Raw genomic sequence first — 26,343 nt, 5'->3', positions numbered from 1 at the left:
ACTGACATTCAACTTAAACGCCAAACATGCCCACTTCGACTTATTATCAAAATTTGTAATTACTTGATCACATAACTATTTTATCATGATGCCTATGGAAAATCACACCTGTAAATGCCAAAAGAAGCTGTAGGTTTCACAGCTCCTTTTGACTACAAGCAAATATCAATTTATCCTTTCAGATAAATTTTGAGAACGCCGTTCTGACTTGAAGTGACATCTCCTGTCACCGTTTCAACCCGTTCAACCATATCCTGACCATCCGGGATAATGACAGGCGTAATGAGTGGATAACCCGCATTTTCGATGACGGTTCGGTCAAATTCAAGCAGCTTCTCCCCGGCTCTCACGCGATCACCCGTGTCTACGTACATAGAGAAACCTTCACCTTTAAGTGATACCGTATTAATGCCGACATGAATTAACACTTGAAGTCCGCTCGCATGTTCCAATATAACCGCGTGTTTACTCTTAATCACATGTGCCACTTTTGCATCAAACGGGGCAACCACTTGATTCCCCGAAGGTTCGATTGCGATGCCTGCACCCATTTGTTTCTCAGCAAAAGCCGGGTCAGGAACTTGCTCCAGCGGTACCGCTGTACCCGTCAATGGCGCCATGACTTCGATTGTTTTGGCAGATGCATTTCCAGGCTTCGCTGCACTACGATTACGTTCAGCCATCTCTGTTCCTGCTGCTGTCTCAGTGGATGTGATTCCCGAAGCCGACCCTCCCTTCGCCGTAAGTTGATCTTCTTTTCTCAACTTCGCCCGTCCAAACACAACGGTCAACAGGAACGGAACTACCAGAACGATGGCCATACCGATAAAGAACACGCCCCATTTATCCGGGAAAATGGACAGGAATCCAGGCACACCGCCTACACCGATGGATGTGGCCTGAACATTATTCATCGTAAGCAGTACACCACCAATGGCGGAACCGACCATACCGAAGATAAACGGGTAACGGTAACGAATATTCACACCAAAAATGGCTGGTTCGGTCACACCGAGGAAAGCGGATACGGACGAGGTTGCTGCAAGCCCCCTCATTTTCTTCTCACGTAATACCAGCATCATCGCAAGTGCTGCCGAACCCTGCGCAATATTGGACAAAGCCAGCATTGGCCACAGGAAAGTACCACCTTGGCTACCAATCAGCTGTACGTCTACCGCAAGGAACGTATGGTGCATACCGGTAATAACAAGTAACGCATACAGACCACCATAGATCAAACCACCTAACGCAGCATACGAATCATAGATGTAAATCAAACCGGATGTGATGGCGTTTGCAATTGCAAATGTAACCGGTCCGATAATCGTAAATGCCAGAAAACCGGTAACCAGCAATGTCACAGGAGCTACGACCAGCAATTTAATAGAATCATGCACTCTTTTATTCAGGAAAATTTCCATCTTGGCAAGCAGATAAGCCGATACCAATACAGGTAGAACCTGACCCTGATAACCGATCTTCTCAATCTCCCAGCCAAACAGATTCCAAGTCGGAACCGTGCCTTTGTTCACCGCATCAGCGTAACCATATGCACTCAGCAGATCGGGATGTACCAGAATCAGACCCAGCACAATCCCGAGCAGCGGACTGCCGCCGAATCGGGTCACCGCTGACCAACCGATCAAAGCTGGCAGGAATGTAAACGCAGTGCTTGCTATGGTATTAATGATGGAGGCAAGGTCTTTCCATGCCGGGTACACATCCACTAATGATTTTCCATCAAAGAAGATACCGGGGCCTGTCAAAATGTTGTTAATCCCGAGCAACAGACCCGCGGTAATGATTGCTGGCAAGATCGGAATGAAAATGTCCGAGAGCGTTTTGATCGCACGCTGCAACGGATTCTGCTTTTTGCCCGCGGCTGCCTTCACATCATCTTTGGAAGACCGTTCGCCTCCGGTAATCTGAATCATCTCTTCATAAACTTTATCCACCAGACCTGGTCCGATGACGACCTGGAATTGACCTTGAGAGGAGAACTGCCCCTTCACCAGATCATTCTGATCGAGAAGCTCTGTATCCACTTTGTCCTCATCATATAGAGCAAACCGTAGCCGTGTCACACAGTGTGTCGCCGCTTCAATATTGTCTTTGCCGCCGACGGCCCGGACGATCTCTTCGACCTGTTTTTTATCGATTGCCATAGTGTCACTTCCTATTTATAAAATGGAATTTATTCTGTTACTGCTTGATTAGCCACATATAAGAGGCATACGGACTGAGCGTGATTTGCTGCTTCAGCTCAGGTTTAACTTCGGTATTACTGATAAGCAGCTCAGGTGATTTATCTGCAATATGGTTGTTCCAGACCGCTTCAGGAACTTGAAATGCTGTATCCAGTTTGCGGAAATTTGACACCACAACTAATGTCTCGTTCCCATTGGTTCGTGCGTATGCAAATACCTCCGGGTGCGCATCATCCAACCGTTCGTACAAACCGTCAGTCAGCACATCCACCTCTTTGCGCAGAGCGATTAACTTCCGGTAATGATGATAGATGGAATCCGGGTTGGCCATCTGTTCTTCCACATGAATGGACGGATATCTCTCATCCACCTTGAGCCAAGGTGTTCCGGTTGTGAATCCAGCATTAGCCGTACCGTCCCACTGCATCGGTGTTCGGGAATTATCCCGGGAACGCTCCTTCACAATATGGAAAGCCTCTTCGGCCGTTTTGCCCCGCTCTTCCTGCAACAAACGATACATATTCGTGGACTCAATATCGCGAAACTCGCTAATATCATTCCAAACGGGATTGGGCATACCAATCTCTTCGCCCTGATAGACATAAGGCGTACCTTGTAATCCATGCAGAGTCGTCGCCAGCATTTTGGCACTCTCCACACGGTATTCTCCATCATCTGCGAAACGGGATAACGCACGAGGTTGATCATGGTTGTTCAGGAAAAGCGCATTCCAGCCGCCACCAGCTTGCATTCCGGTCTGCCACTCACTGAACAGTTGCTTCAAGGATTCAAAATCGTATGGCATGAGCTCCCATTTCTGTCCATCCGGATAATCCACCTTCAGGTGATGGAAGTTAAAGGTCATCGAGAACTCTCTTGAAGCCGGATTGGAATAACGAATACAGTGCGCAAGCGTGGTTGAGGACATCTCCCCCACCGTCACCATGTTATAGGGTCCAAATACCTCATCGTACATTTCCGTAATATACTCGTGCACGCGCGGTCCATCCGTGTAATACTTGCGTCCATCGCCTGGCGACACGCTGCCATCATCGTCCGGGAAACGCTGGTCTTTGGAGATGAGGTTAATGACGTCCATCCGGAATCCATCGACTCCCTTTTCCGCCCAGAACTTGATCATGTCGCGTACAGCCTTGCGTACTTCTTCATTCTCCCAGTTCAGGTCTGCCTGCGTTTGATCAAACAACGTTAGAAAATATTGTCCGGTCTGCTCATCATACTGCCACGCTGGCCCACCAAATTTGGATTGCCAGTTGTTCGGTACACCACCGTCCGGCGCGGGGTCTCTCCATATGTAATAATCCCGATAAGGATTATCCTTCGATGAACGAGACTGCTTGAACCATTCATGATCGGTTGAGGAGTGATTCACCACAATGTCAATCATCAGCTTCATGTCACGCGCTTTCAACTCGGCAAGCAATCCATCGAAATCTTCCATCGTTCCATAGTCAGGGTTGATGCGGTAATAGTCTGCTACGTCATACCCATTATCCCGCTGCGGGGATACGTATACGGGCTGCAGCCAAACAATGTCGATCCCCAAGTGCTGCAAATAATCCAGCTTCTCGGTTAACCCCCGGATGTCCCCCGTTCCCGATCCCGTTGTATCATTGAAACTCTTCGGATATACCTGGTATACCGTTGACTTCTTCCACCATGTGGACGGCTCCTTATGTTTTGAACTCATGTTAACGCCTCCAATATGTCGTATTGCTCTTATCTAACCCACCTGTTAACTTCTTCATCTATATTACATAAGTAAACATGTATATACAAGTTGAAACGTAAATATGGTTGTTCTTCTTCTCTCCTACTCATTCCCCATTAATGTTTTGGCTGTAACATTTATTTGAGGAATTCGTCTCGCAAACTCCATGATATGTGTATTACATCGCAAAAAAACCGTCTGTTCCCCTGGATTTATCCCGGTTCTTCAGACGGTTGAAAGATATAGCTTCAATCTATTTCACAGTTAAAGCACCTCGGGTGTTGCTAAAGATTGGCCCTGATTCTCTCGGAGATTCAGCTTCAAAGCAGATCGCGCAGCCTTTTCTTCTGCTTCCAGTTCAGCGGCACTAATCTCACCGGAGAGCACAGCACGCATCCGTTTCTGATCCAGCAGTCCTTCCCATCTGGCAACTACAAATGCCGCTACACAGTTCCCCATCAAGTTCGTGAAAACACGCATCGTATCCATAAAACGGTCTGCTCCAAGCAGCAGAGCCACTGCTGCTACGGGAAAAGCATTCACTGCCGCCGCCGTAGCTGACAGAGCAAGAAACGCTGAGCCGGGAACACCCGCCATGCCTTTCGAGCTTAGCATCAGCACTAACAGAATGGTGATCTCCTGACCCAAGGTCAGATCAATACCAACAGCCTGGGCAACAAAAACCGTCGCTAATGATAGATATATGGAAGCCCCATCCAGATTAAATGAGTATCCCGTAGGTACGACCAGTCCAACGACTGCACGGTCACACCCCGCCTTCGTCAGCTTGTCCATCATACGCGGCATCACAACTTCTGAAGAGCCTGTTCCAATCGCAAGCATCACTTCTGAACGAGTGTATCGGACAAACTGTATAAAGTTCAGCCCTGTAATCCACCAGGCAGCCAGCGCTAATAGCATCAGGAACAACAGGGCAGCACCGTAACAAGCCAATATTAACAATCCAAAAGACGAAAGGGTGGACGCCCCGTACGCCCCTATGGTGTAGGCCATTGCACCAAAAGCGCCTACCGGAGCCAGCTTCATAATATAACCGATCATCCGGAACACGATCCCAAGCAGCTGTTCCACCAGGTTCAGTACATTCTCCTTGGCCTTATTCTCCGTGGCTGCCAAGGCAACCCCGAACAGACAGGCAACAAGCAGCACTTGCAGCAAGGCATTCTGGGCAAACGCATCCACCACACTTGTTGGAATAATGTTCATAATAAAATCAACCGTGTGCGGAAGCTCGGATCCCTTTGTTTTTGCCTCAATTCCGCTGGCGTCAATGCTGGCAGGATCTACATTCATTCCCGCCCCTGGACGAAGCAGATTGGCTGTGCATAAACCAAGCACAAGTGCAACCGTTGTGGCAAGCTCAAACCACAGAATCGCTTTAAGTCCGATTCGACCAACAGACTTCAGATCGCCCATTTTGGCGATACCTGTAACGATGACCATAAAAATCAACGGTGCAATCAGCATCTTGATTAATTTGATAAAGCCTGTACCCAAGGGTTGCAATAGACTTCCTAGATCGGGCCACAGAATACCTACTCCAATACCGATGACTACTGCTGCAATGATCTGAAAAAATAAAGATTTCACAAATGTCATGAACGCTCCCCCGTTTGCAATCGTTTCGGATATCCGGTTGGTTTCCGTGTAACTTTTTATATCATTGCTGACTTTCAAGCTACAATGCCATTTCGTTCATTTTGTGATGGTGACCAATAATTGCCCTCAAAATTGAATACTCAGCACAAAAAAGCGAATGACGCATCATCTTTCTTGACGCATCATTCGCTTTTTATAAATTTTTATGATTATGAAACTGACCTCAAATCAGCTTCCTTTTTACAGGGAAATGGACTCACCAGGTGCCAGCACACGACCCTCTAATCCTTTGGAAGCCAGTTGCTGTACAAAATGCTCTGCATCCTGACGAATCGCAGGGAAGGTATCATAATGAACGGGAATCGTCAGTTTGGCATTAAACCATTCCGCTGCCTGTAGTGCATCTTCAGGCCCCATTGTATAATGTCCACCAATAGGCAGGAAGGCAACATCGATTTGATGCCGATCCCCAATCATCTTCATATCGCCGAAGAGACTTGTATCTCCGGCATGCAGCACCGTTTTACCACCAATATCAATGATAAATCCGGCAGGCAAACCTGCATACATAATCCGTTGCTCTTCTTCCAGCACAATACCGGACGTATGGAACGCCTGAATCATTTTCGCTTTGGCAAACTCCAGATCCACCGTACCGCCCATATTCATGCCGAGGGTATCCAGCCCCTTCCATGACATATATGTAGCCAATTCCACAATCGCCACCACTTTGGCATTATTTGCTTTGGCGATCGGTTCAGCATCCAGAATGTGATCCATGTGTGCATGTGTCAACAGGACTACATCCGTCTTGATGTCCTCTGGTTTGGTTACCGCTAACTCATTGCCACGCAAAAATGGATCAATCACGAGTGATTTATTTTCTGTGCCCAGTTGTACACTGGAGTGTCCGTGGTACGTAATATTCAACAAATCAGATTCCTCCTGACATTGATATAAGTTGTCCTTGATATCTCTGTGTGAACAAAAAAATTCAACTTATATTAAGCTATATTTTTTAATTATTATAATTCAGAACGCTCTGCGAGCGCAAAACTGCATTCCTTGTTACGACGTTCGTCAGCCAGCAATACAGAATAATCACTTTCACACATTGCTTGCGCATTGCTTACTCGCCGCTCTTGCGCTTCTTGCAATACACCCTCGCTTCATAGGGTTGCAATAAAATAGCTCCTTCATCGGTTGAATAACGCCTGCTCACGTTGCCAATCATTAATTTGCAGTCTTCTGCATTCCAGCCTTCTGGCCATATCATCTCTGGCTCGTTTGCACTAAAATTCATCATGATTAACCACTGCTCATCATCCAGTGTACGTGTATATGCATAAATTTCCGGGTCATCTGGCAAAAGCAGTTCATATGCTCCATAAATCAACACCCGATTTTGCTTGCGCAATGTGATTAATTTACGGTAATAATGCAGAATGGAATGTGGGTCCGTCTCCGCATCCGCCACATTGATGTTCTTATAATTGCTGTTCACTTCAATCCAAGGATCACCTGCCGTAAAACCTGCATGCTCGGATTCATCCCATTGCATGGGTGTTCGTGCATTATCCCGACTTTTTAGCCAGATGGCCTCCATCACCTCATGCTTGGATTTCCCTTGGCCAATATAATGATTGTAATAATTTTTTGTTTCGATATCCCGGTATTGGTCAATCTCAGGGAACGATACGTTGGTCATGCCAATCTCTTCCCCCTGATAGATGTACGGTGTGCCTTCCAGCGTTAACATCCAGGTAGCGAGCATCTGTGCAGAACGCACGCGGTATTTCCCGTCATCTCCAAAACGCGACACCGGACGCGGCTGATCATGGTTCCCCATATAATTGGCGTTCCAGCCCCGGCCATGCAGTACCGTCTGCCAACGGCTCATGATTTCTTTTAGCTCCGTGAGCTTCCAAGGTTTATAGTTCCATTTCCCAATGCCCGAAGACCGGGCATCAATGAACATGTGCTCAAACTGGAACACCATGTTTAATTCATCCCGATCCGTACCTACATAAGCTAAAGCCTGCTCGGGCCCAAGTCCTGAAGTTTCTCCGACCGTCATCGGGCCGTACGGCTTTAGAATCATCTGATTCAACTTGCGGAGGATGGAATGGACCTGCTCCAGATTGGAAAACAGCTCATACGCCTGCACGACAGGCAAGTTGTTCGGGTTATGTGCATTTGGCAAGCCATCGGCTTTGGCGATATGGGCTACTGCGTCAAAGCGGAAGCCATCCACCCCTTTTTCCAGCCACCAATGCACCATCTCGTACATTTCTTCAGCCATCTCCGGATTATTCCAGTTCAGATCGGGTTGATGCTCCGAGTATAGATGCATATAATATTCGTTCGTTTCCGGGTCATGCTTCCACACCGAACCCCCGAAATAAGACTCCCAGTTGTTCGGCACCTGCCCGTTTTTACCGGAACGCCAGATGTAATAGTCACGCCTTGCATTGGTTTTGGAAGAACGGGATTCCGCAAACCAGGCATGTTCATCCGAAGTATGATTCAGTACAAGATCCATCATGACTTTGAGTCCGCGCTTATGCGCTTCAGCAAGCAGCCGGTCAAAGTCCTCCATCGTCCCATATTTTCGTAAAATCGCGTAGTAATCTCGGATATCATATCCGTTATCATGACCTGGTGAATCATAGATGGGACACAGCCAGATGACGTCCACGCCGAGTTTTTGCAAATAATCAAGCTTTTCATAAATTCCCTGCAAATCGCCATATCCATCTCCGTCGCTGTCTTTAAAGCTGCTTGGATAAATCTGATATACCACACTTTCCTTCCACCAAACGATAACACCCACCTCGCTTTCTTCTCTTGTGAAGCAATTCACCCGTTAATATGTTTTATCCGAAAAGAAACCCTTATAAACACCTGAACTTAGGTTTTATACAAAAAGACAAAAGGCCCGAAACCGCAATCGCATGGCGCGATCAGCTTCGAGTCTTTCTTGGCGAGCCTATCAGTAAGCGGAAACCGGCAAATCCGATCCAGGCTCCAACCGTATTGAGAATAATATCATCCACATCCAAAGATCCTACACGTGTAATCAGCTGGATCGTTTCCACCAGCAAAAGGATGAGCACAACAATGAACGTCAATCGGAACCAGGAACGATACCTGTGAAAAAGCCACGGAATCCATATGCCCAGCGGAATAAACAAAACAATATTGCCAAACAGATTTTTAATCCTGGCTTCGGTACTGTACCTTTCTCTTTCCAAGAGCAGGGGACGAATCGTCTCGAAAGGCACAAGATTATATTGATAGTTCACCCCCGGTGCTCTGCCACTGAAAAAAAGAAGATTACACATGATGAGCGTATATATAACCGCTAGAAATGTAATGAATGCAAGCACCCGCTTGGAGTAAAGCAACGCTCTTCTGCTCATGCCTATCCTCCCGACCTTGTTATCCGCCAAATGAGCGGTAAGGTCTATTTTAACGGGATGTAGATCTTCATGTCCAGCTGCTCAGGCGTCGATTTCCACACATCGGTCACTTCAAAGTCCGGCCCTTCCCGGCGCTCATACTTGGAAGCAGGCAGCCAGCTGCCGTAGATCATTTTGCGCACCTCCTGCTCTGATCCTTCCGTTGTAAACTCGGCATACAGCCCGCCTGGAATCTCCAGACAGGTATATCCAGGTTCTAAGGAATCACTGCTTCCTGAACTCTCTTCGCCAACGATAAATGAAAATGCCCCATCCTCCTGAAAATGAGCCGCAACACCATACGCCATATCGGGGCGAATCCGCTCTGGAATGTTCATGAACTTCTGTTCACGCCCGAATTCATGATAAAATCCGGGAATCTCCGCATAATGCTGTTCATTGTTTAGATTGGTCTTATAGTCATAACCAATGATTTGAATTGTCTCCAGCGTTATCATACGTGGCGGATTCATATGAAACGCTGTGCCAAGCTGTAAACGATATTCATTAAAATCAATACGTTGCTGCATGAACTCCTCTGTTAAAGCCTCCTGCTCCAGCTTGCGAAACCGTGCCGGTGTGACGCCAAAGTGAGCGTCAAATGCACGGGTAAAGGCTTCCTGCGATTGATAACCATAGCTAAGCGCAATTTCCAGTATATTCTGCGCCGTGTTTCGCAAAGTCGAAGCAGCCTCCGTTAGTCTTCGTCTGCGCAAGTACTCCAGAACAGTAAAACCTGTAATCGCCTGAAACAAACGTTGAAAATGAAATGCTGAAAAACTGGCGGCCGCCGACACTTCCTTCATGTTGAACGGCTCCTGCAGATTTAGCTCCAGATGCTCGATGGCAAGCTGAATACGTGCATAGTGATCCATATGTCCCGTCTCCTATTCATTTTTAAGATATGTATTTTACTTTGGCCTGACTTTACTGGTCTGTTTCTTCAATTAGTATGACTGAAATATTCAACCCTTTTTTGATTCTGAATGCGAACTTATGGTGTTGATAACAAAAATCTCTTGTTCATGTCCGCAGCCCTGCAGTGGACTTCGCCACTGCCAGATGCAGACATCAAACAAGAGAGAATGGAATTCCGTTTGTAAAGCTAATTTAAATGCTAATTTATCCGTTCTGTTTTTTCACTTGAGTCTCCTCTATCCTAACCATTCCAGTGCCCAGACACAGGATGAATGCCCCATATATCGGTTGCATACTCACTTATTGTTCGGTCACTGGAGAAAATGCCTGAATGAGCTGTGTTAAGCACGGCCTTGCGAGTCCAATCCGAAACATCACGATACGCTTGATCAATCGCTGCATGTGCATCAGCGTACGCTGCAAAATCACGTAATACAAAATATTCATCGCCATGTGCAAGCAATGAGTCATAAATATCCCAGAACTCCCCATCCCTATCACAGAATGCTCCCGGATGCACCAATTGCTCCACGACTTCACGAATACGTTCATCCTGATTCACGATTTCGTTAGGCCGATAGTTACCGTTCCGATAATATTCCAGCACTTCGTCGGCACGCAAGCCATAGATGAACATATTCTCTTCACCGACTTGCTCTGCCATCTCCACGTTTGCCCCATCCATCGTACCAATTGTCAGTGCGCCATTCATCATAAATTTCATATTCCCTGTACCGGAGGCTTCTTTCCCCGCTGTCGAGATCTGTTCACTCACATCTGCCGCAGGGATAATTTTCTCGGCAAGCGAGACAGAATAGTTTTCCAGGAAAAAGACCTTCAACCGGTCATTTACCGTTGCATCGCGATTCACGGTATCTGACACCGTATTAATCAGTTTGATAATTTTTTTGGCAAAATAATAACTCGGTGCTGCCTTCGCTCCAAAAATAAACGTGCGCGGCACCATATCAAACGAAGCATCGCTTTTCAACTTGTTATACAGATGCATGACATGCAAAATATTCAGGAGCTGTCTTTTGTACCCATGCAGCCTTTTCACCTGCACGTCAAACACGGAATCAGGGTCTACAGGTATACCCGTATGATCTAGGATATAAGACGCCAGACGATTTTTGTTATCTCGTTTGATCGAACGGAACTGCTCCTGGAACGCGGATTGATCGGCGTAATCAGCCAGGTGCTCCAGTTTGCCAGGTTCCGTGATCCATTCATTGCCGATCGTTTCTGTAATGAGATTCGACAGCTTTGGGTTGGCATGCATTAACCAGCGACGGTGCGTAATGCCATTGGTTTTATTGTTAAAACGTTCAGGGTACAGAGCATAAAACGGCGCCATCTCACGCTCTTTCAAAATCTCTGTATGCAGTGCAGCCACACCATTGACACTATGACTGCCTACGATGGCAAGGTGTGCCATGCGAACTTGATCATTCGCAACAATCGCCATGTGCTCGATACGTTCGTCATCACCCGGATAACGTTCTAGGAGCAACCCGCAAAAACGTTTATTAATCTCTTCAATAATCATATAAATACGTGGCAGCAGCTTGCTGACCATGGATACAGGCCATTTTTCCAACGCTTCGCTTAGTGTCGTGTGATTTGTATAAGATACCGTGCGGGTAGTAATATCCCACGCTTCATCCCAGCCATAACCCTTATCATCCATTAGAATTCGCATAAGTTCAGGAATGACTAACGTAGGATGGGTGTCATTGATATGGAAGCCCACTTTGTCCGGCAGGCGGTCATAAGACAGTCCCAGCTTGCTAAATGTACGCAATGCACTCTGCACTCCTGCGGAACACATAAAGTACTGCTGTTTCAAACGCAGCAACTTGCCCTCGTATTGGGAATCATCCGGGTACAAGAATTCAGAGATCGACTCCACGGAACGGCTGTAATCCAGGTATCCGTAATAGTTCGAAGGGGTGTCCAATGACGTTTCTCGTTTCGGCTCTGCACTCCATAACCGCAATGTGTTGACATGTGACTGGCCATAACCGATAACGGGCACATCATACGGTACGGCAACGACCGATTCAGCATCCTTCGTCACGAAATGGTAATGTCCATCCTGTTCATAGGCCTCAACCCGGCCCCAGAACTGGACCTCCACCTTTTTGTCTGGACGGCGTACTTCCCATTCATTGCCCTTTTCCAGCCAGTTATCAGGCAACTCTACCTGATTGCCATTGATAATTTTTTGCTCAAAAAGACCGTACTTGTAACGGATACCGCATCCATGTCCCGCATAGCCCAGTGAGGCCAAGGAGTCCAGGAAACAGGCAGCAAGCCTTCCCAGCCCCCCATTGCCTAACCCTGCATCTGCTTCCTGTTCCTCAATACACTCCAGTGAAAAGCCAAGTTCCTCTAGACTGTCACGAACCAGTTCCAGCTCATTAACGTTTAGCAGATTGTTGCCGAGCAGGCGACCAATCAGAAACTCCAACGAGAAGTAATACACCTGTTTATCTTGACGCTGCTTGAATCCCTGATTTGAGACTGCCCAGTCCTGACCTACATATTCCCGAATCATACTGCCTAGCACATGGTACACATCTTCCTTGGTAGCTTCTTCAATTGGTTTGCCCAGTTTGCTGACGAGATTTCGTTGAAAGATCGATTTGAACGTTTCTTTGTTGTCAAACAAAAGTAGGTTCCTCCCGGTGAAATCCTGCTGGTGAGGGCGGTTCGTGATTAGCTCGAAAGCATGCGGTTACACCTTATAAAGCAGGACGTTGGAGCCGAGCACCCGTTTCAGTCACGAATCATTCTTTCGATCGCTGTCGTCTCTTCCATTTCCTGATCACCTTTTACAAGGTAGAAATGGAGAGACAAAGGCGAACGCTTCGCTTCTCCAGAATTGATTTCGTTCCCTCCACTGCGTTTGCACCAACATAGCAACTTTGACGGTGGCACTTCATGCGTTCAAAAAGACACGAACCTGAAAACTTACCCGCAGGATTATATTTTTTTATATATACAGTTATGGATGATATCGGACAGATTTTCGCTTTAAATAATAGTACTTTTGGCCAAAATATACGGATTCGACGGAGCACCAATTAACGTCTGCCCACCGGTTAGTTTCACATCTTTATCCAGAATGACGTTCTCCAGCACAGTTCCCTCGCCAATGTAACATTTCTGCATAATGATTGAACCCTTAATTTTGGCTCCCTTAGCCACATGCACACCCCGGAACAGGATGCTGTCCTGAACTTCACCGCCTACGATGCATCCATTGGCAAGCAAGGAATGTTTGACATCCGCTGATTCCAGATATTTGGCGGGTGCTTCGTATTTGATTTTGGTTTGCACGGGATCTTCTTTAAACAGTTGTTCATACTGTCCTGTATTCAGCAGATCCATGCTGTTACGGTAATAGCTGTCAATCGAGTTAATTACGGCATGATATCCTTCATAGGCATAAGCCGCAATCTTCAATCCGCTCGGATTTTTCAGGATGGCGTCACGGAAGAAATGAGTCTCCCCATGTTCAATGCAGCGCTGCACCTGTTTAAGGAAGAGTTCTTTTTCCATGATAAAAATCTCCGTATATATATTCGTATGGTCAGCACATTGGTGAATGTCCACCACATTGCCATCTTCATCATGATCGACTTTGACGCAGGATTCATGCTCAGGTAACAGTTGGTCTACTTTTTTGCAAACCAGTGTGACGTCCGCTCCCTTACGGATATGATACTTATAGACATCCTGAAGATCGGCTTTGGTCACATGCCGGCTGCCTGCATGCACAACGTATTGCCCGGCCCCTCTGTGGAAGAAATCCAGATTGTTGTGAAAATGTTGCAAATCTCCCTGCGACGTGTCCGTCGGGTCGTTCCAATCCGGAGGAAGAATAAACATGCCCCCATGTTTACGATCCAGATCCCACGGCTTACCATCTCCCAGATGGTCCATCAGTGAACGGTATTTGCGGCGAACAAATACGCCTATGCTCTCAATACCCGCATTCATCATGTTAGACAGGACAAAATCAATCAGACGATAACGCCCGGCATAAGGTACCGCGGCTCCGCAGCGAAAGTACGTCAATTCCTTCAATTCTTCCAGTTCATGGTCAAGGTTAATAACTCCAATTAGTGATTTCATGCCGCGCACCATCCTTTGCCAACATTTTGGTCAATCAATTCGCTATTCCATGACGCAACTGTCGTTCCAGTTCTTCCTGATCTACCAGTAAAATATCACTCTCGTCTTCAGGCGCGGGGGCAATCTGAGTACCATCCGGAATAACTAAGCCTTCAGCGATAATAGCCTTATGGATAGACACATTACGGCCAATCTTGACCCGAGGCATAACAACGGAATCGATTACTGCACTGTTCTCTCCCACCTCGGTTCCATAGAACAGGACGGAATGATTCACCTCACCGTGCACGATGCTGCCCTCACTGATAATGCAGTTGCGCACCTTGGCGGCAGGCGATATATATTGAGCTGGCTGGTTCGGGTTACGGGTGAAAATCCGCCAGTTCGGATCATTCAGATTCAGGGGAGTCTCCTCGTCCAGCAAATCCATATTGGATTCCCACAGACTGCGAATGGTTCCAACGTCTTTCCAGTATCCTTGGAACGGGTAAGCCACTAAAGATTTATCATTTTCAAGCAGCAACGGAATGATGTCTTTACCAAAATCGTAGGAGGTGGATGCCTGCTGTTCGTCCTGAATCAGGAAACGTTTCAGCACATCCCATTTGAAGAGATAGATGCCCATGGAAGCAAGCGTGCTTCGGGGCTGAGAAGGCTTTTCTTCGAACTCATAAATGCTGTAGTCTTCATTTGTATTCAAAATGCCAAAGCGGCTCGCTTCTTCCAGCGGCACATCAATCACGGAAATGGTGCAATCGGCATTTTTCTCCTTGTGATACTGGAGCATCTTGTCGTAGTCCATCTTATAGATATGATCACCGGATAGAATCAGCACATGTTCGGGATCAAATTGTTCAATAAAGTTGAGGTTACGGTAAATCGCGTCAGCAGTCCCGCGGTACCAGCTACTTCCGTCTTCCCGTTCATGCGGTGGAAGCACATAAACCCCGCCATTTTTACGATCCAGGTCCCAGTCACTGCCAATACCGATGTAAGAATGCAAGACAAGTGGTTCATATTGGGTCAACACGCCAACGGTATCAATACCCGAATTCGAACAATTGCTGAGCGGAAAATCAATAATGCGGTAGGTACCCCCAAAATAAACAGCGGGTTTTGCCAGTGATTTGGTTAATCCCTTTAATCGTTTACCCTGCCCTCCGGCGAGCAGCATCGCTACAACCTCTTTTTTTGCCATCATTACAGCCTCCTCCACGTGCATTCATTCTGATTCATTTCAGAGCCCATAATCGATATTCTGTTGTGAAAACACGGCTGTCTTGATTAGGAGCATGCTGTACAGATGTGTAACGGAATAAAGACATCATTCATATGTAACCGGACGTCTTTCGTTAGATGATCACTGGAATGTTGGTGCGGATCAAATCAATGACCCTGTTTGAATCGAAGTTCTTTGAAATGCAGATGACGTGACGCTGACGGTGTGTTTTAACGCATGTAAATGGTGTTGGTCTTGCAGAACATGTTGATCTTGTAGAAAAGGACTTGCTTGCATTGTAGACTGTGCAAACGATAGGTAATAAAAGATAAACTTATTACCCATTAAACAGGAATTCGATCGGGGAATCTTGCGGTAACAGCAAATTTGAAAAAAAGTCAGTGCATCGCTGGTTTGAACCTGACGCGCTCCTGTAAATGCCGCTGTTAGTTTAATCTATTCGATAGACACGAATTAAAATCCTCTTGGTAATATTATGGTAAACTCATGCAACTTGATGACCAGGATGGTTTACATGCATCAAAAAAGCCGGATTTCTCCGGCTCTAAAGCTATACTTATCCTATGTTACACTCGATTTCGCCCTCGTAGCTGACATATGCTTTCAGATCATATACCACATTGCTTAATACATACTGCCCCTGATTCACAAAAATTTCAATCAAATTGGGCTCTACAAAGATGTTGAGTTCGCAGTTTCCATGCAGCTCGGGAGTCTGAAACTGAAGATCGTATTGATCCAAGTCTCTAAATACTTCTGCACGATCGGTATGTACTCTTCCATCTTCCAGCCATACTCGATAACCGCCAATGTCCAGAACTTGAAGTTCCCGCAACACAACTTTCAATTGAAATGGCTTGGCGTAATTAATTTGCTCAACAGGGATACGTGTCTTAAAGTGAGTCTCTACCTCAGGATGCACTCGAAAATATATCTGTTCGTCCTCGACCTCGATGACTCGTGGCAAGGCCATCATGCCAATCCACGGCTTCTCACCGGAATTGTCTACAGGTAGCGGCATTCGCATCCAGGCTACCATGACTCGGCGTCCTTCGGCATCCAGATTCGTCTGAGGCGCATACAAGTCCCCACCATAATCGACCATATTCAATTGATCCGGAATGACGATATCGCAGCTTTCTTCTTTGAAGGAAACCAAACTGCACATCGCGTGACTTGTATACAACGGTTCGCTTTGAATTCCTTCCGGGGACATCAGCAGTACAGTCTGCTGGGCTCCACTCGAACGATCTAACAAACTAAAAATATCCGGGCACTCCCACATATACCCTAGCCCTGACTTGGTATAGCTGTTCAAAAATGTCCACTGGAGCAGATCCTCACTTGAATAAAACAAAAGCTTCCCCTGTTGATCTCTCGTCTTCGTGCCCAAAATCATATAATACCGATTCCGGTACTTCCACACTTTTGGATCACGTGTATGCGTGCGATCCCCCAGAACAGAATCGACGATCGGCGGTATGATCTGTTGCTTAGAAGTAATGTTATCAAACGTATAACCATCCTCTGAGATCATCAAAGCCTGACTAGACTCGAATTGATCATTCACAATCACATGAACGTTCTCTTCATTAAGCACATCGTATTTGACAGCGGTATAAAATAAAAATAATTGACCCTGCACTTCGAGTGCCGTTCCAGAAAAACACCCATTCTGGTCATACCCTTTGCTTGGAAATAAAGCGATTGGATGGTGCGTCCATGTGGCCAAATCCGGACTGGTCGCATGCCCCCAATGCATGGTGCCCCACTGCAGGCCATACGGGAAATATTGATAGAATAAGTGATACTCTCCTCGGTAATAGATAAACCCGTTCGGGTCATTCATCCAGTTGCCAGGTGCTTTTACATGTAATTGATCCTGTTTCATCATGGCCTCCATTAACGATATATATAAACCAAACTCTCCATCATAATATGTAACGCCAACATCGTTAACTTTTCCAACAACAGATGTAAGCGTATCCCACAATACATATCTGTTCAAGTCAAAAAAGCCGCTGATCTCAGCGACTCAATTGTAACATTATTTTTTTCTCAATTGTCGATATCGGCGTAGATACGCACGTTTCTCTATAATTTATTTGTATCTGTTCTAGATTATCTTTCGGAAAAGGTTCATCACCTCATCCTTCGACGGTTGATACGGATTACCTGGTGCACAAGCATCTTTCATTGCATTACTTGCAAGCAACTCCACATCCGGGTTCTGTACCCCAAGTTCGGACAGCTTCTCAGGAATCCCCACTTCTTTGGCCAGTTTCCGAATCTCAGTAATGACGTATTCTGCACATTCCTCATCGGTGCGCTCCTTTACATCCATTCCGATCGCTTTAGCGATATGACGGAATTTGTCCGGTACATGTTTGGCATTCATTTCTTCAACATAAGGAAGCAACATCGCGTTGCACACACCATGTGGCAGATCATACACCCCGCCTAATTGATGTGCCATAGCATGAACATATCCGAGACCCGCATTGTTAAAAGCAATACCTCCCAGGAAACATGCGTAAGTCATATACTCTCTCGCTTCCAGATCAGTCCCATCCTTCACTGCTCTTGGCAAATATTCAAAGATCAATTTGACCGCAGCTGCTGCCGTTGCACTTGTAACTGTAAACCCGCCTGGTGTAACCATCGCTTCAACCGCATGGGTTAATGCATCCATGCCCGTTGCAGCAGTCAGACTCGCAGGTTTACTCAGCATAAGCTCAGGATCATTTACCGACAGATCAACTAGACAGTTTCGGTCTACCATCACCATTTTCACTTTTCGCTCCTCATCTGTAATCACGTAGTTCATCGTTACCTCGCTTGATGTGCCAGCTGTTGTATTCACAGCTACCAGCGGGACCGATTTGGTTTTGGATTGATGCAGTCCTTCATATTGACGGATGTGTCCACCGTTTGCAGCAACGATTCCAATCGCTTTTGCAGCATCCTGCGGTGAACCTCCGCCTATCGATATAATGGCGTCACAGCCATGGTTCTGGAATACTTGTAACCCTTCATGCACTTGCCCGCATGTTGGATTGGGCTGTACCTCATCATATACGACATAGTCTAACCCTGATTTCCGCAACGTAGACAATACACGTTCGGCAATACCTGATGCAACCAGTGCCTGATCCGTAACTACCAGTGCCTTACGTATACCCATCTGTCCAATCATTGGAGCTGCATCCTGCAAACACCCTCTACCCATCAAATTCGCGGGTGGGACATAATATGCATGCGTTGCCATCTGAACCAGCCTCCTGTAACCCTGATTTACTACCTTTATTGTAACTGAATCCGTTTCCAGCTATAGTGAAATAAATCACAATCAATTGATGAATGTTACATTGTCCTATACAACTAACCGGATTTTTTTGGTTTCTTTGATCATAAAAAAGACGACCTAGACACCCTCAGGGTCCAAGCCGCCTTAAATTTGATAACTCGTTCGATTACAATGCCTTGTCGTTTACACCATCAAGCCATGCTTCAATATCACCAATAACAGAAGACACACAACCGTCTTCAAATGGTGATTTCAATCCAGCAAGCTCCACCAGACCTGTGAAGGACAGGCTACCACCAGCTTTGCACAATGTCAGATAATCAGCCCATGCTGATTTCATATCTTCATTACTGCGTTTCCAGAACTGGAACGCACAGATTTGAGCCAGCGTGTAGTCAATGTAATAGAACGGTGAAGAGAAGATATGACCTTGTTTATGCCAGAATCCGCCTTGCTCCAGATACGTGTTATCCTTATAGTTGATATGCGGCAGATAGATTTTCTCAATGTTGCGCCAAGCCTGCTTGCGCTCTGCCGGTGTTGCGTCTGGGTTCGCATAAACAAAATGCTGGAATTCATCCACAGCGACACCGTAAGGAATGAACAACAATGCGGAAGACAAATGGTCAAACTTATACTTGTCTGTATCTTCTTTGAAGAACAGTTCCATCCACGGCCAAGTAAAGAACTCCATACTCATCGAATGAATCTCTGCGGACTCAAAAGTAGGCCAGTTATATTCCGGCACTGCAAAATTGCGGCTTTCATACACCTGGAAGGCATGTCCTGCTTCATGGGTCAATACATCAATGTCACCCGACGTACCGTTGAAGTTGGAGAAAATAAACGGCACTTTGTAATCGTTCAGGAACGTACAATATCCTCCGCCTTGTTTGCCTTTTTTGCTCACCAGATCCATTAATTCGTTGTCTGTCATCATCTGGAAGAACACATCTGTTTCTGGTGAAAGTTCTGCGTACATCCGTTTCCCGTTCTCTACGATCCAGTCCGGATCACCTTTGGGTGTTGGATTGCCCGTTTTGAAACTAAAACCCTGATCGTAAAAATAAAGCGTATCGACATCAATCCGGCTGCGCTGACGTTCTCTAAGCTTGGTTGCAACAGGTACGATGTAGTCGCGGACTTGCGCGCGGAAATTAGCGACCATCTCCGCATTATAATCTGTACGGTTCATACGGTCATAACCAAGCTCCACATAGCTTGGATACCCCAGTTTTTTCGCAATCTGTGTACGTACCTTCACCAGTTCATCGTAAATACGATCAAATTCTGCTTCGTGCTCCGCCATAAATGTATACCGGGCTTCTGAAGCACGTTCACGCATCGAGCGATCCGTAGACAGCTCAAACGGATGAAGCTGAGGCAGTGTGCGCTCTTCGCCTTCGAATGGAATTTTGGCAGAAGCAATCAACTGATTGTATTCCGTAGAAAGTTTGTTCTCCTTTTGAAGATCCTCAATGATCTCCGGGCTGAAAGTTTTCAAAGCTTGCTCAGCGAGCTGGAACAGTTGGGTTCCCCACTTTTGCTCTAGTTCTGCACGAAACTTGGAGTTCACCAGCGCACGGTAAAAATCGGTAATATACTCCTGAACAACAGGCTGACTATCATCCAGGAATTCATTCTCTGCCTTATAAAACTCATCATTCGTATCAATGGAATGGCGGATGTAGACCAGCTGTGCCTGTGTTTCGAAATCACTACGTAAAGCATTGATCTTGTCCATGAATTCACTTTGCTCTTCCACTGAAGCCGCCGCTTCGAATCCCTTCAGCAGTTCACCGAAAGAGGTCTTGATGTGTTCCAGATCGGGACGTGTATACGTGTATTCACTAAACTTCATTTATGTACACCCTTTCCTGTTTGGCAAATTTCGGGAAAAACCCGAGAAGCTATCCCCTATTATACAAAAGTGAAGCCTAAAAATCCCAACTTTGCGAAAAATATTTGTCCATCGGTCAAATGCTTTTTTACACAAATATCAAATAAGCCCGCCTCGCATCTGCGAAGCAAGCTTATAGGCTTGTCTTTTTCAATTGTTCCTATGGATGGTTCCACAATTAATGTTTGTCTTCGTCAACAATCTTATAGAACCAGCCCATTCCAATCATACCCACAACCATAATCACAGCCAGAATAATAATATAAGTCATGAATGTACCTCCCTTGCCCGTATATTCATCTCTATCTTAGTGTACACGCGGAATGACCTTTTGAATTAACAGAGTATTGACAAAAATACGAAATCTTTAATTTTAATCAACCAAAAACATCACGTTCACTTTACTTTTTTCCATCCAGCGCCATAGTTATCTCACCGTAGAGCTTGCTTTATACATCTTGTTCGCATCTCCAGTCGTTCCGTTGTATACTATACTTCTGGATTGGATAGATATGGACATAACCGCACTAGACCTACGCAGAAAGGCAGGAACTTCATGTCAACTCGCAATTATATACGTCAATTATCGCTTTCTATTATGCTTGCCCTCATGCTTATCATGTTGTCTGCCTGTGCAGATGGAGAAGCCCATGTAACAGTGAATACAAATGGAACGACCGATCTGGATCTGAATTTGAGCGTGTCGGACTCAGCTCTTGGCAAAATTGGACAAGACAATCTAATGCCCTTGCTAGCTGAAGCATTGGAACGGAATAACTTTAAGACAGAAGTGACCAAACAGGCGGACCAGAACGTGTTGAAAGCAACGACCCATTATGAAAAAAGCAACATGACCGGATTCGATTCCTCGAAGCTGCCGCCAGGAATTCATATCGAACAATCCAAGACATCAGGTTTTTTCACATCCCAACTGCATATCCTTGCCGAAGCTGACCTTATGGAATCGATGCCAGATGGGGATATTAAAGATAGGATCAACAGCGTTCCGGGTTTTCTCAAACGGCTTTTGTTAAAAGATGTGAATTTTGATTTTAAACTTTCTCTGCCAATTAAAGCCCAGGATTCCAATGCCGATCAGGTAGAGGATGGGGGTAAAACGCTGATCTGGAACGTTTCTCCCTTGCAAAAGAATAAACTGGATTTGACGGTACAAATTCCAAATATCCGGAATATCCTGTTGGTCGCCATCGCCAGCCTTGTACTGATTCTGTCCCTGCTCATCTGGTTCTTCATGCGGCGCAGACGGGCAAGACGACAGCAAAATTCGTTTGTAAATCGTGAAAATTGATGACTCCTGCCGGGCAATGAGATTTGTGACTTGCCAAACGGTGTTATGGATAGTAGAATACATCCGTACTGTAAGAACGGTTAACGATGATTAAAGCAAAAACTAAAGAGGTGAACAAGTTTCATGAATATCCGGGAATGCGCCCTGCCTGGTATCGGGGTGAAGTACCAGTTTCATACAAAAGGTGGTAATCAGTTAGTTATCATCAAGCACGAGGACGGACGCCGTGAGTTATTTTCGGTGAACCCGCAGGATAATGAAGAGCTCACACTGATTGCAGAATTGGAAGATGATGAATGTGTAACGCTCTCAGGATTAATCGGAGGATGGTCCTGAGTTGTCTCTGGGTATGGAGAATCACAAAAAAATCCGCTTTAAACCCTCAAAAAACCTGTACTCCATTGGAGATACAGGTTTTTTGAGGTTTATCATTCCTTGCTCACCATTTATCTGTTCCCGGGATACACATTATTATTTGCAACGGGTTATTACCTTTACGTTTCCCATACGACTGTCACTACCAAATACTACTGTTTAATTCGCCCGCTGGGAATGAATATAAGGTACCCATGTGTTCAGTACCCGGATAATTTCTGCAGAGTGGAAAGGTTTGCTTATGAAGTCTTGCATTCCACATTGCAAACACGCTTCCCGATCTCGTTCCCCTGCAAAGGCTGTTATCGCAGCGATCACAGGGATTTCCGGATGCATTTTCCTAATCTCACAAGTCGCTTCAATCCCATCCATCACAGGCATTTGAATATCCATGAAAATCAGATCGTAAGGGGTAGTTGCAAGCAAATTTATAGCTTGTTCTCCATTTCCCACGACATCGCACACACCGCCAAATTTGCGAAGCATCTCCTCCAGAAGATGGCTATTCACAGCCTGATCCTCAGCGATCAATATCCGAATGCCTTGTGCAAGACGGTTACGTTCCGGCAGTTCTACCGTGACAGCAACCTTGCCTTCTTCGGACATCATTTCTTCTCTCCACTTGTCCAGCACAATGGTAAACCGGAATTCCGCTCCCTGCCCAATCTCACTTTGAACTCCGATAGCTCCGCCCATCAGCTCAACTAATTTCTTGCTAATGGCAAGTCCCAAACCTGTTCCTCCAAATTTCCGATTAATCGATGGGTCCAACTGGGAGAAGGATTGAAATAATTGATGCTGTTTATCAAATGCAATGCCAATGCCTGTATCTTTGACTTTAAACGAAAGCATCAGCTGTTCTGAACCATACTCTTGCGAAGAATCCATCTCCGCGATGATCGTGACGCTTCCTTTTTCGGTAAACTTAACAGCATTACCTACCAAATTAATCAGAATTTGGCGAATTCTCGTCTCATCTCCGCATACACGTTCGGGAATATGATCCGATATTTCACTATAAAGTTCAATATTTTTTTCTGAGGCTTTAATGGAGAACAGCTCCATTACACTGCCTAGTATGTCCCGAATATCTACTGGCCCCTGTTCCAGATCCATTTTGCCTGCTTCGATTTTACTGAAATCCAGTATTTCATTCAAAATATAGAGTAGTGACTCCCCGCTATCTATCATGATCTCGGCAAATCCCTGTTGCTCCTCATTCAGCTCCGTTTCCATCAAGAGATGTGCCATTCCTATAATCCCGTTTAGTGGTGTGCGAAGCTCGTGGCTCATAATAGCGAGAAACTCAGATTTCGCACGGTCGGCATGCTCTGCTATTTCCTTGGCACGAATGATTTCTTTTACCGAAGTCATATCACGGAAGACCAGCACAGCACCGCGTGTTTTCCCTTGATCCATGATCGGCTTCAGTTGGAACTCCGCAAGAAAACTCGATCCATCCTGACGCCAAAAAACCGATTCTGTTCGAGACAAGGCCCTTCCTTCACGCACAGCCTGCAAAATAGGTGTGCCGTTCGTCGGATATGGAATGCCTTCGCTCTGCATCTGTATCATCATTTTTTCCAAAGGTTTACCGTTCATCTCACTCGGGCAGATATTCATCATCTCCGCCGCTGCAGGATTGGCAAAATTCACGTTTCCATCGAGATCGAGCCCAATCACACCTTCGGACATCCCATTTAAGATCAGTGCCCTTTCATAACTTAAATTTTCAATCTCTTCGACGTAACGTTTGGCTGCTGTAACATCACTCGTAATGCCATAGACACCAACCACTCTGTTTTCTAGTAAAATAGGAACATTGATCACACTTGTCTCAATTCGTTGTCCATCCTTATGAATCAGACCAATCTCATAACGCTGCGCTACACCCTTTACCGATTCTTCAAAATGATAGCGTGTCTTCTCCAGATCTACCGGATCAATGAGATGGTCAAAAGATCGACTTAACAGTTCATCCTTACTATGTCCTGTTAATTGTTCCTGCCCTATATTCGCTTTCAGCAAGTTTCCGTCCAAATCTAACGAAGCTACTCCTAGAGGGTTGCAGTCGAACAAAGACTTGTACTCCTGTAAACTTAACTGTTGCTGTTTGCTTTCTGTAATATCACGTGTGACCGCAACCATCTCTAGCAGATTTCCCGACTCATCACAAACATAATGGGTCAGCGTGTCCGCCCATACAATGGTACCATCTTTGTGAACTAGACGATAACTAATCCGCTCCGGAGTGAGCCCGATCATCTGACCGCGGATATAAGCCTGCACCGTCGGGATATCCTCCGGATGAATACAGAACATTCCTGAACGTCCGAGCATTTCTTCAGGCTCATAACCGAGCATTTTTCTGCTGGCATGTGATACATATTTGAACGTGCGTTCGGCATCCGCTTCGTGAATCGCAATCAAATCCATGGACGATTCAGCCAGGATGCGCGAAATGCGACTACTTTCTTCCAGTTGCTGACGCTGTTCAAGGAGTGTTGCTTCCGCCTCTTTTTGCTTCGAAATATCTGCAGCTTGTACTAATAAATATAAAGGCTCTCCGCTTACCTCGTCCCGGACAATGCAAGCTCTGATTGTTGCCCATAGCAACGTACCATCTTTTCGTTTCAGGCGCACCTCTGTTTCGTACATCGGCTGTTCACCGTTGGTCATTTCCCAGAAATTACGGCGAAACTCTTCGTACCTGAGGTCCTCTTCATAAATCATATGTACAACGGAAGTATGCAACAGTTCCTCCTCCGTTGATCCAAGCATCTCGCAAAAAGCTGGATTCAACTGCACCCATAGTCCATTAACATGAGAAGCGACAGCAATGCCGATTGGCGCGTGTGTGTATAATTGTTCGAACAGAGACCGGCTCTGTGTGATGGAGTTCGACACTACATATCCTCCCTTACTGAGAATGTAAATGTTGCTATAGTTAGAGTGTAACACGTGCCTTCAATGAAAAGACAACATGTAACTTTACTGAGAATGTGAATGTTATCCGTATGAACGGATCGACCTGAACATAACTATATCTTATAGAGTAGTACCCCAAATACCACGATAGTTAAACGAAACAAAAGCAAAAAAATATGACAACAATCGACTTGTTAGAATCTACAGCTTTTCAGCATAGCCGATGTCATGAAAGAACGGAGGTTACTGCCCATGATTATTGTTGCGAATCAACCGATTCAACTGTCGCCCTCCGAATGGTCTGCATTTGAATGGTACTGGTTACAGCAGCTCCAAAACCGTCCCATTCGATATGTGTACCAGTCCATGGATCATCTTCACTTTGAATGGGACTTAAGGGAATCCCTTGTTGACGCAGCCGAAGGATTGAACCGAAGCGGTGTAAGCTTTGCCTCATTCGAAGACTCCAGGTGTAACCCTGCCTTTTGGAATCGAAATGCACAGGGCGGTTTCGAGCTAAGGCCGGATGTAACACCCGCAGACGGCATCCGAGATATATGGAGAAACGGGCGCTTATATGCTTTCGAGTGTGCAACCGCTACCGTTATCGTACTCTATGGAGGCGTACTTGGAAGCATACGTGAGGATGCCTTTAATTCGTTATTCCGTAACCTGCTGCTTTTTGATTGGCATTACGACAGTGATCTGCGTTTGACAGAAAAGAATGGCAAGGAATTGGCTCTGCCTGGAGATGTGCTTTATTTCAAAAATCCAGATGTGTCACCCGAAACCCCTGAATGGCAAGGCGAAAACACCATTATGCTGAGGGAAAATTTGTACTACGGACACGGTATTGGCATTGCAAGCGGTCAGGAAATTATCCGAACCTTGAATCATTTTCGTTTTCCCGGCAGCATGACCTCGGCCTATTTAATGGATATGGTCATATATCCAGACTTTCTTTATTTATCCCGCTATGCCAAAAATGCTGCCGGCAGCAACCCGGACGTAACCACACCCGTGTTACCTGGACAAATGTATGTTCGAGTGGGCGGCAGCCGCTATTTGCGTACTTGAATGTCTCATGATGCAATCAGTCACGGGTCACTAGAAATAGAATAACCTATACATTGCAAGAAGCCCAATCAAAAGCAGCGATGGCGCTGACTTGAAATTGGGCTTCTTGCAATATGTTATATATGG

The 26,343-nt window shown here is 45.8% G+C and carries 17 protein-coding genes; 3 read left to right on the top strand and 14 right to left on the bottom strand.

Annotated elements, in window-relative coordinates; all coding sequences use genetic code 11:
* Positions 1–170: 170 nt before the first annotated feature.
* The 13 genes from treP to ABIE27_RS17230 form a co-directional block, all read right to left on the bottom strand.
* Complete coding sequence (gene treP / locus ABIE27_RS17290; protein WP_123063768.1) at positions 171–2,165, bottom strand: PTS system trehalose-specific EIIBC component; 1,995 nt, start codon at positions 2,163–2,165, stop codon at positions 171–173.
* 37 nt (positions 2,166–2,202) lie between these two features.
* Positions 2,203–3,918 (bottom strand): alpha,alpha-phosphotrehalase, encoded by a 1,716-nt coding sequence (gene treC / locus ABIE27_RS17285; protein WP_123063769.1) that lies wholly within the window; start codon positions 3,916–3,918, stop codon positions 2,203–2,205.
* A 285-nt stretch (positions 3,919–4,203) separates the two neighbouring features.
* On the bottom strand, positions 4,204–5,637 hold the full coding sequence (dctA, locus tag ABIE27_RS17280) for a C4-dicarboxylate transporter DctA (protein ID WP_429351065.1): 1,434 nt from the start codon (positions 5,635–5,637) through the stop codon (positions 4,204–4,206).
* 162 nt (positions 5,638–5,799) lie between these two features.
* Positions 5,800–6,492: a metal-dependent hydrolase gene (locus tag ABIE27_RS17275; protein ID WP_429351064.1), complete on the bottom strand. Its 693-nt coding sequence runs from the start codon at positions 6,490–6,492 to the stop codon at positions 5,800–5,802.
* Positions 6,493–6,688: 196 nt separating this feature from the next.
* The gene (locus ABIE27_RS17270) at positions 6,689–8,392 is read right to left on the bottom strand and encodes a glycoside hydrolase family 13 protein (protein ID WP_429351063.1); all 1,704 of its coding nucleotides are present in this window, start codon (positions 8,390–8,392) and stop codon (positions 6,689–6,691) included.
* A 130-nt stretch (positions 8,393–8,522) separates the two neighbouring features.
* A complete protein-coding gene (locus ABIE27_RS17265; protein ID WP_429351062.1) occupies positions 8,523–8,981 on the bottom strand; it encodes a VanZ family protein in 459 nt (152 codons plus the stop codon).
* Between the two features lie 44 nt (positions 8,982–9,025).
* Positions 9,026–9,895, bottom strand: coding sequence for an AraC family transcriptional regulator (locus ABIE27_RS17260; protein ID WP_123063774.1), 870 nt, complete (start codon positions 9,893–9,895; stop codon positions 9,026–9,028).
* A gap of 284 nt (positions 9,896–10,179) precedes the next feature.
* Positions 10,180–12,612 (bottom strand): glycogen/starch/alpha-glucan phosphorylase, encoded by a 2,433-nt coding sequence (locus ABIE27_RS17255; RefSeq protein ID WP_123063775.1) that lies wholly within the window; start codon positions 12,610–12,612, stop codon positions 10,180–10,182.
* Positions 12,613–12,977: 365 nt separating this feature from the next.
* A complete protein-coding gene (gene glgD / locus ABIE27_RS17250; RefSeq protein WP_123063776.1) occupies positions 12,978–14,081 on the bottom strand; it encodes a glucose-1-phosphate adenylyltransferase subunit GlgD in 1,104 nt (367 codons plus the stop codon).
* A gap of 34 nt (positions 14,082–14,115) precedes the next feature.
* Entirely contained in the window at positions 14,116–15,279 is a 1,164-nt protein-coding gene (locus ABIE27_RS17245) for a glucose-1-phosphate adenylyltransferase (RefSeq protein ID WP_429351061.1), read from the bottom strand.
* 598 nt (positions 15,280–15,877) lie between these two features.
* Positions 15,878–17,329, bottom strand: a complete 1,452-nt coding sequence (locus ABIE27_RS17240) for a glycoside hydrolase family 32 protein (protein WP_429351060.1) — start codon at positions 17,327–17,329, stop codon at positions 15,878–15,880.
* A gap of 108 nt (positions 17,330–17,437) precedes the next feature.
* Positions 17,438–18,589 carry an iron-containing alcohol dehydrogenase gene (locus ABIE27_RS17235; RefSeq protein ID WP_123063779.1) on the bottom strand — a complete coding sequence of 384 codons (1,152 nt, stop codon included), beginning with the start codon at positions 18,587–18,589 and terminating at the stop codon, positions 17,438–17,440.
* Between the two features lie 205 nt (positions 18,590–18,794).
* A complete protein-coding gene (locus ABIE27_RS17230) occupies positions 18,795–20,489 on the bottom strand; it encodes a M3 family oligoendopeptidase (protein WP_429351059.1) in 1,695 nt (564 codons plus the stop codon).
* Between the two features lie 595 nt (positions 20,490–21,084).
* Between ABIE27_RS17230 and ABIE27_RS17225 the strand changes: the two genes are divergently transcribed.
* Entirely contained in the window at positions 21,085–21,837 is a 753-nt protein-coding gene (locus ABIE27_RS17225; protein WP_123063781.1) for a hypothetical protein, read from the top strand.
* Between the two features lie 123 nt (positions 21,838–21,960).
* A complete protein-coding gene (locus ABIE27_RS17220; protein ID WP_090920691.1) occupies positions 21,961–22,173 on the top strand; it encodes a hypothetical protein in 213 nt (70 codons plus the stop codon).
* A 198-nt stretch (positions 22,174–22,371) separates the two neighbouring features.
* Here the strand turns inward: ABIE27_RS17220 and ABIE27_RS17215 are convergent, their stop codons facing one another.
* A complete protein-coding gene (locus tag ABIE27_RS17215; protein WP_429351058.1) occupies positions 22,372–25,119 on the bottom strand; it encodes a PAS domain S-box protein in 2,748 nt (915 codons plus the stop codon).
* A gap of 273 nt (positions 25,120–25,392) precedes the next feature.
* On the opposite strand from ABIE27_RS17215, the gene ABIE27_RS17210 reads away from it, so the two are divergent.
* Positions 25,393–26,217 carry a protein-glutamine gamma-glutamyltransferase gene (locus ABIE27_RS17210; protein WP_429351057.1) on the top strand — a complete coding sequence of 275 codons (825 nt, stop codon included), beginning with the start codon at positions 25,393–25,395 and terminating at the stop codon, positions 26,215–26,217.
* Positions 26,218–26,343: the final 126 nt, after the last annotated feature.

The organism is Paenibacillus sp. 4624 (genome assembly GCF_050435065.1).
GTDB classification, from domain to species: domain Bacteria; phylum Bacillota; class Bacilli; order Paenibacillales; family Paenibacillaceae; genus Paenibacillus; species Paenibacillus amylolyticus_D.
This window is presented reverse-complemented; position numbering and strand designations above follow the sequence as displayed.